This window comes from Betaproteobacteria bacterium (assembly GCA_016194905.1).
Taxonomy (GTDB): domain Bacteria; phylum Pseudomonadota; class Gammaproteobacteria; order Burkholderiales; family JACQAP01; genus JACQAP01.
Map to the genome: position 1 here is coordinate 131,359 of JACQAP010000012.1, position 12,307 is coordinate 143,665.

General features: G+C 62.0%; 11 protein-coding genes. 8 read left to right on the forward strand and 3 right to left on the reverse strand.

Annotated features, from left to right (window positions below; translation table 11 throughout):
* The first annotated feature begins 14 nt into the window (after positions 1–14).
* The 5 genes from HY067_07275 (at position 15) to HY067_07295 (ending at position 4,290) form a co-directional block, all read left to right on the forward strand.
* Positions 15–401, forward strand: coding sequence for a RidA family protein (locus tag HY067_07275; GenBank protein ID MBI3527754.1), 387 nt, complete (start codon positions 15–17; stop codon positions 399–401).
* 102 nt (positions 402–503) lie between these two features.
* The gene (locus HY067_07280; GenBank protein ID MBI3527755.1) at positions 504–1,409 is read left to right on the forward strand and encodes a PhzF family phenazine biosynthesis protein; all 906 of its coding nucleotides are present in this window, start codon (positions 504–506) and stop codon (positions 1,407–1,409) included.
* Between the two features lie 165 nt (positions 1,410–1,574).
* A complete protein-coding gene (locus HY067_07285; protein MBI3527756.1) occupies positions 1,575–2,273 on the forward strand; it encodes a pirin family protein in 699 nt (232 codons plus the stop codon).
* 17 nt (positions 2,274–2,290) lie between these two features.
* A complete protein-coding gene (locus HY067_07290) occupies positions 2,291–3,289 on the forward strand; it encodes a pirin family protein (GenBank protein MBI3527757.1) in 999 nt (332 codons plus the stop codon).
* 83 nt (positions 3,290–3,372) lie between these two features.
* The gene (locus HY067_07295; GenBank protein ID MBI3527758.1) at positions 3,373–4,290 is read left to right on the forward strand and encodes an NAD-dependent epimerase/dehydratase family protein; all 918 of its coding nucleotides are present in this window, start codon (positions 3,373–3,375) and stop codon (positions 4,288–4,290) included.
* Between the two features lie 12 nt (positions 4,291–4,302).
* Here HY067_07295 and boxB read toward each other — a convergent pair whose 3' ends face one another.
* From boxB to HY067_07310, 3 genes are all read right to left on the reverse strand, one after another.
* Positions 4,303–5,712, reverse strand: a complete 1,410-nt coding sequence (boxB, locus tag HY067_07300; protein MBI3527759.1) for a benzoyl-CoA 2,3-epoxidase subunit BoxB — start codon at positions 5,710–5,712, stop codon at positions 4,303–4,305.
* A 202-nt stretch (positions 5,713–5,914) separates the two neighbouring features.
* Positions 5,915–7,600, reverse strand: coding sequence for a benzoyl-CoA-dihydrodiol lyase (locus HY067_07305; protein ID MBI3527760.1), 1,686 nt, complete (start codon positions 7,598–7,600; stop codon positions 5,915–5,917).
* Positions 7,601–7,614: 14 nt separating this feature from the next.
* Positions 7,615–8,514, reverse strand: a complete 900-nt coding sequence (locus tag HY067_07310) for a helix-turn-helix transcriptional regulator (GenBank protein ID MBI3527761.1) — start codon at positions 8,512–8,514, stop codon at positions 7,615–7,617.
* Positions 8,515–8,621: 107 nt separating this feature from the next.
* Here HY067_07310 and HY067_07315 point away from each other — a divergent pair, with 107 nt between their 5' ends.
* From HY067_07315 to HY067_07325, 3 genes are all read left to right on the forward strand, one after another.
* The gene (locus HY067_07315; protein ID MBI3527762.1) at positions 8,622–9,104 is read left to right on the forward strand and encodes a flavodoxin domain-containing protein; all 483 of its coding nucleotides are present in this window, start codon (positions 8,622–8,624) and stop codon (positions 9,102–9,104) included.
* A 347-nt stretch (positions 9,105–9,451) separates the two neighbouring features.
* Positions 9,452–11,041, forward strand: coding sequence for a benzoate-CoA ligase family protein (locus HY067_07320; GenBank protein MBI3527763.1), 1,590 nt, complete (start codon positions 9,452–9,454; stop codon positions 11,039–11,041).
* Between the two features lie 54 nt (positions 11,042–11,095).
* Positions 11,096–12,292 (forward strand): ABC transporter substrate-binding protein, encoded by a 1,197-nt coding sequence (locus HY067_07325; GenBank protein MBI3527764.1) that lies wholly within the window; start codon positions 11,096–11,098, stop codon positions 12,290–12,292.
* Positions 12,293–12,307 lie beyond the last annotated feature (15 nt).

Genomic DNA, 12,307 nt, shown 5'->3' on the forward strand with positions numbered 1-12,307 from the left:
CGGGAGGAAGCCGAATGAACAAGCTGCTCAACATCGGTGTGGCGCACAAGATCGGTACTTACAGCGACGGCGTCGAAGCCCCTGCATCGGCGAAATGGGTTTTCACTGCGGGCACACCCGGCTTGATGCCGGATGGCACCTATCCGCAAGGGATCACCGCGCAGGCGGAACAGGCGTGGAAAAACGTGCTGGCGATTCTCGCGGAAGCGGGCATGGGCGTGAAAGACCTGGTGAAGGTCACTCACTATCTGGTGCGCGAAGAAGACATCAAGGACTACGTTGCCGTGCGTGCACGCTACCTTGGCGAAGCGCGTCCGGCCTCGATGCTGCTGGTAGTCCCCGGACTCGTGAAGCCGGAGATATTGGTCGAGATCGAGGCGGTTGCTGCGCGTGAAGGGTGAGGTCGTAAAGGCCGAAGGCGTGAAGGGGGAAGGGTAAACGCTCTTGGCTCTTGGCTATTGGCTATTGATCCTTCACCCTTCCCCCTTCACGCCTTCACCATCGTGTCTTGCTACCACTTCCACACCCTCGACGTCTTCACAGACACCGCCTTCGGGGGCAATCCGCTCGCGGTCGTGCTCGATGCGGATACGCTGAGTGGCGAACGCATGCAGACCATCGCGGCCGAATTCAATCTGTCCGAAACCGTGTTCGTTCTCAAGCCGGCGAAGGCCGGCGGCAATCGCAGGAAGCTGCGCATTTTCACACCTCAGGTCGAATTGCCTTTTGCCGGGCATCCGACTGTGGGCACCAGCTATCTGCTCGCCAGGCTGGATCTCGTCGAAATGAATCCGGCGGAAATGGTCATGGTGCTGGAAGAAGGCGTCGGTGATGTGCCGGTCAAGGTGCGGTCCGGAAATGACGGACCGCGTTCCACGCAGATGTCGGTTCCGAAGATGCCGGAGCGCGGTCCCGAGCCGCCGTCGCGCGCAGATCTCGCGGCCATGCTGTCGCTACCCGAGGCGGACCTGCTGCCGGGCCATGCCGCCTGGTCCTGTGGCGTACCGTTCCTGTTCCTGCCGGTGCGCAATCGTGAGGCCATCGCGCGCGCCAGGCTGCGCACCGACCTCTGGGAAAAACTGTTGTCCGGCTGGTGGGCCAGGAGCGTTTTTCCGTTTACGACCGATACGAAATCGAAGGACGCTCAGATCCATGCACGCATGTTCGCGCCGGCGATGGGCGTCGCGGAAGACCCCGCCACCGGCAGCGCAGCCTCCGCACTCGCCGGTTTTCTGCACGACCAGGAACCGCGCGACGGTTCCCGTCGCTGGCTTGTCGAACAAGGCTTCGAGATGGGCCGGCCGTCTCTGCTCGAACTCGAGGCCGACGTTACCGCCGGACGGATCACAGCCGTGCGAGTCGGCGGCAGTTCCGTGTTGATTTCGGAAGGCTGGCTCAATTTCGGTTAACTGCGGCGATCTCCGGCTGCGAGGGAGTGCGCCGGACCGGCCATTCGAAAATTTCGACACAATGGTTCGAATACTCCCGCTAACAATGTCGCCCTGCCGCCCCTATATTGGTTGCATCTGAAAAAGGCCTTGCCGGTGGTGGCATGGACCCAACGGGAGATTCAAATGAACGCCTTGAGAAAAGGCAGCGAGCGCGGATTTGCCGACCACGGTTGGCTGAAAAGCTTCCATACGTTTTCCTTCGCGGGTTACTACGACCCGAAGAACATGGGGTTCGGGCCACTGCGCGTGATCAACGAAGATCGCGTCGCGCCGGGCCAGGGTTTTGGCAAGCATCCGCATCGCGACATGGAGATCATCAGCTACGTGCTCGACGGCGAGTTGGAGCACAAGGACAGCATGGGCACCGGCTCGGTGATCCGTCCCGGCGACGTGCAGCGCATGAGCGCGGGTACCGGCGTATTCCACAGCGAGTACAACCCCTCGCCGAAGAACAGCGTGCACTTCCTGCAGATCTGGATCGAACCGGATGAGCTCGGTATCAAGCCCGGCTACGAGCAAAAATTCTTCGGTCCCGAGGAAAAGCGCGGCAGGTTGCGTTTGCTCGCCTCGCCGGATGGCCGCGACGGATCCGTCAAGATTCATCAGGATGCGCAACTTTATGCCACGCTTGTGGACGGCGATGAGCAAGTGACGCATCGGCTTGCCCGGGATCGCAAAGCCTACGTGCACGTTGCACGCGGCAGTGTGAAGGTAAATGGTCAGCCGCTCGGGTCGGGAGATGCGCTCAAGATCGAGGGCGAATCCGAAATCGTCATCGATAACGGTGACAAGGCCGAAGTGTTGTTGTTCGACCTGAATTAAAGCGAGAGGAACAGATCATGGATACGATGGTTGCAACCCGGACGCGAACCCGACCCAGGACAGCGCTGCGCGTGGTGGACAGCCATCATGCGCAGCCGGCGCCGGGTCTGGATGTGCTGCGTCCCTTTCCGGGCCCGCAGCTCGACTACGCGAGCCCTTTCCTGATGCTCGACCACTTCGGACCCGATCGCATTCGCCCCGGCGAGGCAGGCGGGTTGAATCCGCACCCGCACCGTGGTTTCGAAACCGTGACTTTCCTGTTCCAAGGCGCGATGGAGCACCATGATTCGTCCGGCGGGCACGGCCTGTTGCGCGCGGGCGGCGTGCAGTGGATGACAGCCGGTTCCGGCATCGTCCACGCGGAGTATCGCGAAAAGGAATTCGCGCGAACCGGCGGTGTGCTGGAGGGCGTGCAGCTGTGGGTCAACCTGCCGCTCAAGTTCAAGATGGAAGCGCCGCACTACCAGGATCTGCCTGCGGAAAAGTTCGCTGTCGCGAAATTTGCCGGCGGCGAAGCGCGCGTGGTGGCGGGCGAACTCCTCGGCGTGCGCGGTCCGGCGCGCCCGCACGCAGAGGAAGGGGGTTCGTCGTCGAGCCAGAACGTGCGGGCGACGCGCGCCTCCCCGGTCGCATCCCCGCAAGCGGGGCCCCTGCTCCGCGGTCCGGCGCGCACCTACACGCCGATCATCGTGGCGCATGTGAAGCTCGAGGCAGGCGCCAGCGTGGAGCTGGCGATCCCTGCGAATTTCAACGCCTACGTCTATGCCGTTCGCGGCAGCGGCCGCTCCTCGGGCGTGAACTTCACGACCAACCAGTTGGTCGAGTATCGCGGTGACGGCGGCAGTGTGCAGGTGACGACAACGGAAGCCCTCGACATCCTGCTGCTGGCCGGCGAGCCCATCGACGAGCCGGTGGTATCCTGGGGTCCGTTCGTGATGAGCACCCGCGAGGAAATCATCCAGGCGCGTGACGACTATCTCTCCGGCCGCATGGGCGTACTCGAAGAGCGTTCCTGACAGGTTGACATGAGCAGCTGTTCCGGCGCCGTGATTCTCAGCCAGTTGTAGAATCGCGGCGTCGATTGTTTGAAGGGACGGCGATGAAGATTTTCATGACGGGTGCGACGGGCTACATCGGCGGATCGGTCGCGGAGTGCCTGCTGCGGGAGGGCCACGTCATCAGCGGCCTTGTCCGCACCGAAACCGGCGCCAAGGAACTCCAGGCCCGTGGCATGCGCGCCGTGCTCGGCAGTCTTGATGACGCCGACCTGATTGCACGTGCCTCGCGGGAGGCGGACGCCGTCATCGACACGGCCGAAGCGAATCACGCCGAGGTTGTCGAAGCCATCGCCTCAGCCCTGCGCGGTTCCGGAAAACCGTTCCTACATACCAGCGGGTCGGGAATCGTTGCCACCGTGACGAACGGCGAGCGCAGCGACTCGATCTACGACGAATACTCCAGCTTTACTCCGACCATACCGCGCATGCAGCAGCGGGCCGCGATCGACCAGGTCGTGTTCGATGCGGCGAAGCAGGGCGTGCGTTCGGTGGTGATACGTCCCACCATGATCTATGGCGAAGGCCGCGGCGCGCGCAAGGAAAGTGCACAGGTGCCGGCATTGATCGAGAACGCGAAGAAGGCTGGCATCGGCCTGCACATCGGCAAGGGCGAGAATATATGGGCCAACGTGCACATCGACGATGTCGTCGAACTCTATCTGCTCGCGCTGCAGAAAGCGCCTGCAGGCGCGCTGTACTACGCGGAGAACGGCGAGGAAGCGCTGAAGAACGTGGCGGCCTCCATCAGCCGCATGCTCGGCTTTGGCGGAAAAACCAGGGAATGGTCTCCGCAGGACGCAGAAACCGGGCTCGGCCCGAAGGCGCATTCATCCTTCGGATCGAACAGCCGCGTGAGGGGGAAGCGCTCGCGTGCCGAACTCGGCTGGCAGCCGAAAGGCGCAACTATCCTTCAGGAGATCGAGCAGGGCCATTACCGGCGCACTCATCGTCCCGCCTGACCTTGGGCAGGATCAGTTCAGTCTGACGTACTCGTAGTCGACCGCCAGATTGTTGATGCCCCGATCCGGCGGCGCGATCCAGCGCGCCATTTTTCCCGGTTCGACGACGCGCTTCATCAGGCTGTGCACGAAGGCGCGGTCGGATTCCCCGGGAATCCATTCCAGCATGCGCTGCTCGTATTCCTCGCGCCCGATCGGTTTGCCTTGCGGGTCGGTCGGCACACTGGCCCAGGCACCGATGGAACGACGAAAGCGCGGGCTCGGCAGCGAAAGGCGGAAATCGTGGCCTGCGCGCTGGATCTGCATGTTCCAGCGCTTGATGCCGATCTCGCAATCCTTGATGTAGGACTGGCGCATCACTTCGTTCATGGCGTTGCGCAGGCTGACAGCCTCCTGGCCTTGCGGTGTCTCCAGCGTGAGCGTCGAATCGCTGCAAACGTGGTCCTCGTATCGCGTTTCATCCGGCCGGCCCTTGATGCCGCTGGCGAACGAACTCGCGGCGTTGGATGAGACTTCGGAGCCGAACAAGTCGAGCGAGGATGTGAACCAGAAATTCATGTAGCGCTGGATGGTCGGCAGATCGATCGCGCCGTGATTGCGAACTGCCTGCGGGTCGTCGCTGCCGAGCTCCTTCATCGCTTCCAGCGAGCGCTTCACCACGCGGCCCACGCCGGACTCGCCGACGAACATGTGATGCGCTTCCTCGGTGAGCATGAAGCGGCAGGTGCGTGCCAGCGGATCGAACCCAGACTCGGCCAGGCTCTTCAACTGGAACTTGCCGTCGCGGTCGGTGAAGTAGGTGAACATGAAGAACGACAGCCAGTCGCTGATCGGTTCGTTGAACGTACCGAGGATGCGCGGTTTGTCGACGTCGCCCGAATGCCGCGACAGCAGTTCTTCCGCCTCCTCGCGGCCGTCGCGGCCGAAGTGGGCGTGCAGCAGATAGACCATCGCCCAGAGATGCCGGCCTTCCTCGACGTTGACCTGAAACAAGTTACGCAGGTCGTACAGCGACGGGCAGGTGAGACCGAGCCGATGCTGCTGCTCCACCGATGCCGGTTCGGTGTCGCCCTGCGTGACGATGATGCGGCGAAACTGCGAACGCAGTTCACCCGGGACTTGCTGCCAGACGGGTTCGCCGAAGTGGTCGCCGAATCCGATGGTGCGCTCCGGCGTCCGGTCCGCGAGAAAAATTCCCCAGCGGTAGTCCGGCATTTTCACCGAGCCGTAACTCGCCCAGCCTTGTGCATCCACGCCGATCGCCGTACGCAGATACACATCGACCGACGCGGAGTCGTGCGGCCCCATCTCCCGCCACCAGTCGAGGAATTTCGGCTGCCAGTGTTCGAGCGCGCGCTGCAGCGTGCGGTCGTTCGCGAGGTCGACGTTGTTGGGAATCCGTTCCGAATAATTAACACTCATGCTTCACCTCATTTACACCCAACGCAGAGGCGCAGAGGACGCGGAGAACGCAGAGAAAAGCAAAGGAAGATTTGGTCGATGGTGATCAAGTCAGTTCGCACACTTGAATGCAACCTAGTGGCCACCCCTCAACGAAAATTTCGTTCTGTCTTTCCTCTGCGTCCTCCTGGTTTTCTCTGCGCCTCTGCGTTGAGAAGTTGCCTTAAATACGTTCCCAGTTGAACTTCGCCTTGCTGCCGGTTCCAAACACTTTCAGCGCACCCTGTTCGCCGACCGCATTGGGGCGATTGAAAATCCAGTTCTGCCAAGCGGTCAGCCTCCCGAAAATGCGTGTCTCCATCGTTTCCACCCCGGTGAAGCGTAAATTCGCTTCCATGCCGGTCAGCGCGTCGGGCGACAGGCTGGTGCGTTCTTCGATCGCAATGCGGACTTCCTCGTCCCAGTCAATGTCGTCCGGTGCATAGGTGACCAGGCCGAGTCTCGTTGCGGCGGCGGCATCCAGCCGTCTGCCGATCTGCGCGCGCGCGGCATCGACTGGCTGCGAGTCGCCGCAGAAGCGATTGGCGAGGCGGCCGAGTCCGTTCACCATCTGCACCGGACCGAAATTGATCTCCGACAGAACGATGGACGGGGCGTCGACTCCCCCCTCGGATAGCTGAAGCATGTAGCTGCGATCCGCGGCGAAGGCGAGTTCGGCCAGCGTGCCGGCGAAGCAGGAGCCCTGATCGACGATGGCGAACAGCGTGCGCGACGACACATCCAGACGCGCGAGCGTCCTGCGCAGGAAAGCGGACGTTTCGCTCACGAACCAGTCGTCCCGAAGCTTCATCAACGCCGCATCGCATTCCAGTACCGCGTCCGCGGAGCCGCGCGTCTTCAGTATCCAGGTGCCGATTTCCAGATCGTTGGTGCGAAGCATCAGGATGGCATCGTCCAGTTCCCGAGCCATTTCCAGCGGCCACCATCGCGCACCGGCGGCATGGATGCCGGCAAGATCCCGCGGCTGCTGTTGTGCAGATGCCGACACGGTGATGGTTGCCGTGCGCGCCTTGCGGTCGATCGCGACATCGACATGGCCGTAGTGATATCCCGCGTCGTCGATGGTGCGCGCCAGCGACACCAGCGCGATACCCTGACCGGTGCCTGGCCGGCGGCTCTGCGCGGCCAGTGCGGTTGAACGTCCCTTTACTGCATCGATGAATTGCTGCGGTCGCGCGATGTGATCCACCAGTTTCCATTGTTTCGCGCGATCGGCGCGTACGCCCTCGGATGTCGAGCAGAATACGTCGGCCAGGTCGCGACGCACCTTTCTCTTGTCGGTCAGCCGCGTCAGTCCGCCGGTTCCGGGCAGCACGCCGAGCAGCGGCACTTCCGGCAGGCTCACAGTCGAGGAACGATCGTCGATCATCAGGATCTCGTCGCAGGCGAGCGCCAGCTCGTAGCCACCGCCGGCTACCGTGCCGTTCACCGCGGCGAGGAATTTCAGCCCGCCGGCGCGGCTGGAATCCTCGATGCCGTTGCGCGTTTCGTTGGTAAATTTACAAAAATTGACTTTCCAGGCATGTGTCGACAGTCCGAGCATGTAGATGTTCGCGCCGGAGCAGAACATGCGCTCTTTGGCGCTGGTAATTACGACGCACTTCACCTCGGGGTGCTCGAAGCGGATGCGGTTGAGCGCATCGTAGAGCTCGATATCGACGCCGAGGTCGTAGGAATTGAGCTTGAGCTTGTAGCCGGGCTTGATGCCTTTGTCTTCGCTTACGTCCATTGCCAGCGTGGCGGTATGTCCGTCGAAACCCAGCTTCCAGTGGCGATACTGCCCGGGACGCGTTTCGTAGTCGACGCGCGGCTGCGAGCCGGACGTCGCGCTTTCCATGACTGCGCTCATGATGGCTTCCTCTCTCACGCCGCGGACGGCAGCGATTTTTTCAGCGTCCGCAGACTTTGTTCGACGGTGCTCCCGGCCGTGTCCACGACGGCATCGGCTTGTGCGTAAAGCATGCCGCGTCCCTGCAGGATGCGGCGCAGATCTTCCATTGCCTGTGCGTTGCCGGCCATCGGGCGCGTGTCGCCTTGCGCAACGACTCTGGCCATGTGCTCTTCGGGTTCGGCCTTGAGCCAGACCGTGAAGCAGGTCGACAACAGCAGATCGTAAGTGCCCGGCTCGGAGACGATGCTGCCGCCGGTCGCGATGACACAACGCTCGTGGGCTTCCAGGGCTTTCTCCAGGCAACGGCGCTCGTAGCGGCGGTAGCCCTGCTGGCCGTACAGCAGGAAAATCTCGGAAAGCCCCGTCCCTGCTTCGCGTTCGATTTCCCGGTCGAGTTCGATGAAGGCCGCGCCCAGTTTGCGTGCCAGCGCGGCGCCGAGTGTGGACTTGCCGGCGCCGCGCAATCCGATCAGCGCGATGCGCCGGCTGCGCTCGGCTGCCGGGCTGCCGAATTCGCTTTGCAGGCGCGCGCGAATGCGCGCCAGGCGTTGTTTCGGAAGCCGCTGCAGGAGTTGATGGATCAGCGTCAGTTCGACCGATTGCTCTTCGTCCTCGAGCAGATCGCTCAGCGCCAGGCCCAGCGCCGCGGCGATCTGGCGCAGCAGCAATATGGAAATATTGCCGTGGCCCGCTTCCAGTTGCGCCAGATAACGTTCCGATACCCGGGAGTCGCGCGCCAGATCCTTGCGCGTCAGTCCGCGCCGCGCGCGCGCATCGCGCACGCGCTCGCCCAGCCGGTTCAGAAAGGCGGCCTCTTTCGCCGCCGAACTTGCTGATTCCCTGCCCGATGCCGCCGGATCGCGTGCGCCCAAACCGAAGCCTCTATCGTATATGCATTATATTGCCGACAACACTGCTTTATTGCATGATAATGCATACTGGTAGAATTTCAACCATTACCTGAAACAGGACCAAGGCGATGGCGCTTGAATTGACGATCCTGGTCGGCACCATGACCGGCATTGCCCATCTGGTGGCGCAGGAGATCGAGTTGCGGTTGGACGGCGAGGGGGTGCGCATCGATACGAAGCTCATGGACGAACTCGACGTCCGCGTGTTCGAGCCGGGCGGATTGTTCCTGATCTGCACCTCGACTTACGGCCAGGGAGACGTGCCGGACAACGCGAAACAACTCTACGAGTCCCTGCAGACCGTCCGCCCCGACCTGGCCGGCGTTTGCTACGGCGTCATCGCGCTGGGCGACATGACCTATGCCGAAACTTTCTGCAATGGCGGCAGGCGCTTCGACCGCATCCTTGCGGAACTCGGCGCGCGGCGCATCGGCGACATCATGCTGCACGACGCCAGCGCGGGCACCCTACCGGAAGACGAGGCGGCGGAGTGGATCGAGGGCTGGATCGCATTGTGCCGCGACGAGTTCGGCGTGGCCGCATCGGCTTAGTACACAAGATCAAGATCTTCAACGCAGAGGCGCAGAGGACGCAAAGGTCGCAGAGGAAAAGAAAACTTGGCAAGAACTGTTTCTTTGCGGGGTGGACGCGGGTCCCGATGTCGCATCAGGAATCACGTTCATGGTGGGTCATGTTCCTTCCAGGCATCTAGTTGCTCAACATGAACCGACGCAATCTCATCTTTTCTGGCATTTCTCTGCGATCTCTACGTCCTCTGCGCCTCTGCGTTGAGAATTTGAAGTTGAATTCGCTCTAGAAGCAGAGCGGCTGGTATATTCCGTCCAGGAACCGGAGGGCGGTCTCTGCCCTGACGGGAACCAAAAGAGGGAGGAGGGGCGTGACAGGATTGAGCCAGGCTGATCACAGCGTCAGCCCGCCGTTGATCGAGGTTCCACGCGATTACAACGCGGCGCACGATCTCGTCGAGCGTAATCTCGTCGCCGGACGAGGCGGCAAGACGGTTTACGTCGACGACCAGGGGCGCTACACGTACGCTGAGCTGGCCGAGCGCGTCAATCGCGCCGCCAATGCGTTGACCGGACTCGGCCTGGAGATGGAAAACCGGGTCATGCTGGCGCACCTGGACACGATCGATTTCCCCAGCGTATTCCTCGGTGCGATCAAGGCCGGCATCGTACCGGTGAGCGCCAACACGCTGCTGACCACCGCCGATTACAAGTTCATGCTCGAGGACAGCCGCGTTCGCGCACTGATCGTCTCGGAGGCGCTGCTGCCGGCGTTCGCACCGTTGCTTGAAAAGCCGCCTTTCCTCAAGCACGTCATCGTTTCGGGCAAAGATGCTCACGGCCACCCTCATCTGCAGCAACTCATGGCAAGTGCAGCAACGACATTCGCTCCGGCGCCTACTGCCGCGGACGACGCCTGCTTCTGGCTTTATTCCTCGGGCTCCACAGGAGCGCCGAAAGGCACCGTGCACATTCATTCGAGCCTGATCCAGACGGCAGAACTCTATGCAAAACCGATACTCGGCATTCGTGAAAGCGATATCGTGTTCTCTGCGGCCAAGCTGTTCTTTGCCTACGGACTGGGCAATGCGCTGACGTTCCCGCTTGCCGTCGGCGCCACCGCGATATTAATGGCGGAGCGGCCGACGCCCGCGGCGGTATTCAAGCGCCTCAAGGAACATCGTCCGACGATTTTCTACGGCGTGCCGACGCTCTACGGAGCGCTCCTCGCCAGTCCGGATCTACCGCGCAGGCAAGAAATTGCGTTGCGTGTGTGTACGTCGGCAGGCGAGGCGCTGCCGGCAGATCTCGGCCGTCGCTGGACCGAACACTTCGGTGTGGAAATCCTCGACGGCATCGGCTCCACCGAGATGCTGCACATATTCCTCTCCAACCAGCCGGGCCAAGTGCGCTACGGCACCACCGGCAAGCCGGTACCCGGCTACCGGATTCGACTCGCGGACGAACAGGGAAGAGACGTTGCGATTGGCGAGATCGGCGAACTGCAGATCAACGGCCCGACCAGCGCAATCCAGTACTGGGGTAATCGCGCGAAGACGCTGGCGACATTCGTCGGACCATGGACACGCGCAGGCGACAAGTACACGCAGGATACAGAAGGTTATTACACCTACTGCGGGCGCTCGGACGACATGTTGAAGGTCAGCGGCATGTATGTGTCGCCGTTCGAAGTCGAAGCGGCGCTGATGACGCATCCGGATGTGCTCGAAGCCGCGGTGATCGGCGTGCCGGACGACCAGAATCTGATCAAACCGAAAGCATTCGTCGTCACCAAGGTGGGCGTCGCCGCGGCGCCGGCGCTGGCCGACACGCTCAAGAGCCACGTGAAGGACCGGCTCGCGCCTTACAAATATCCGCGCTGGGTCGAGTTCATTCCCGAACTGCCAAAGACGGCAACCGGCAAGATCCAGCGCTTCAAGTTGAGGAACCGGCAGGGGTAAGTATGGGAAGGCGTGCCCACACGGTTCCACAAGGGATTCCAGAGGAAACCGGCTATGAACGACAACAAACCTTACCAGCAGGGCAGGCGTGAGTTTCTGATCGGTGCAGGTGCCCTCGCGAGTGCATCGCTGCTGCCGTCGATCGCGCTTGCGCAATCGGCAAAGCTTCGCCTCGGGCTCATGCTGCCTTACACAGGCACGTATGCACAGCTCGGCGCCGCCATCGAAAATGGGTTGAAGCTATCGCTGGAGCAGTCGGGCGGGAAGTTCGGCGGCCGCGAAGTCGAATTCTTCAAAGTGGACGACGAGTCGGAACCTTCCAAGGCGACGGACAATGCCAACCGGCTGATCACTCGCGACAAGGTCGATGTTCTCGTCGGCTCGGTGCACTCGGGTGTCGCGATGGGCATGCTCAAGGTAGCGAAGGAAACCGGCACCCTGATGCTCATTCCGAATGCGGGAGCCGACGCCGCGACCGGCGCGCTCTGCACGCCGAATGTGTTCCGTACGTCATTCTCGAACTGGCAACCGGTGCATCCGCTCGGCAAGGTCATGTTCGACAAAGGCCACAGGAAAGCGGTATTCATCACCTGGAAATACGCCGCGGGCGAGGAATCGCTGGCGTCGTTCAAGGAAGGCTTCACTGCGGCGGGCGGAACGGTGGTGAAAGAGTTGTTCGTGCCGTTTCCGAACGTCGAGTTCCAGGCGCTGTTGACCGAGATCGCCGCGATCAAACCCGATGCCGTTGCCTGCTTCTTTGCCGGCGGCGGTGCCGTCAAGTTCGTGAAGGACTACGCGGCGGCGGGCCTGAAGGACAAGATCCCGCTGTACGGTTCGGGCTTCCTCACCGAAGGCGTGCTGGCCGCGCAGGGGGAGGCCGCCGACGGCCTGCTCACCACGCTGCACTACGCCGACTCGCTGGATAATTCGCGCAACAAGGCGTTTCGCGCCGCCTATGGCAAAGTGTACAAGACCGAACCCGATGTGTATTCGGTGCAGGGCTTCGATACCGGCCTCTTGCTCGCGCAGGCGCTGGAGAAAGTGAAAGGCGACATCGGCAATCAGAAAGCGGTAATCGCCGCGATGGAAGGCGCGGTCATCGACAGTCCGCGCGGCCAGTGGAAAATGTCGAAGGCGCACAATCCGATCCAGGACATCTATCTGCGCCGCGTGGAAAAGGGCGACAACAAGGTCATCGGCGTCGCCTGGAAAGCGCTAGAAGATCCCGCCCGCGGCTGCAAGCTGGGATAGGTCAACAGCGAAAAC